This window comes from Synechococcus sp. OH2 (assembly GCF_047462155.1).
In the GTDB taxonomy this organism is placed as follows: domain Bacteria; phylum Cyanobacteriota; class Cyanobacteriia; order Thermostichales; family Thermostichaceae; genus Thermostichus.
The window spans coordinates 126,956-127,388 of the sequence record NZ_JANSIR010000095.1 but is presented as its reverse complement, the minus strand read 5'-3'; the positions used below and the strand labels follow the sequence as shown (position 1 = coordinate 127,388).

The following is a 433-nucleotide window of genomic DNA, read 5'->3' as shown; positions in this document are numbered from 1 at the left end:
CGGGTACGTCCCATCGCTTGGCGGGGGTTTTTGGGGTTGGGGCCTTCCACCAGCACCTCCTGCACCTGGCCCAGCAGGCGGGCGCTGCGGGCGGCAGCCACCTCCGCTACCAAGCGGTTGAGCCGTTGCAGGCGGTCGCTTTTTTCTTCTTCTGGCACTTGGTCGGGCCACTCCGCCGCTGGCGTGCCTGGGCGGGGAGAGTAGGCGGCAGTATTGAGGAAATCAAAGCCGATATCCTGCACCAGTTGCAGGGTTTCTTGAAACTGGGCTTCCGTTTCACCGGGGAAGCCAACGATGGCATCGGCGCTGATGGTGGCCTCGGGCATGTACTGGCGGATGAGCTGGATGAGCTGGCGGTAGCGCTCCTGGGTGTAGCCGCGCCGCATCCGCTTGAGGACTTCGTCACTGCCCGCCTGGAAGGGGATGTGGAAGT

Annotated in this window: 1 protein-coding gene; it reads right to left on the bottom strand. The window is 64.2% G+C overall.

The window, feature by feature from the left end:
* A partial coding sequence (locus NW835_RS09070) for a radical SAM protein (protein WP_414415162.1) occupies window positions 1-433 on the bottom strand: 433 nt, incomplete at both ends.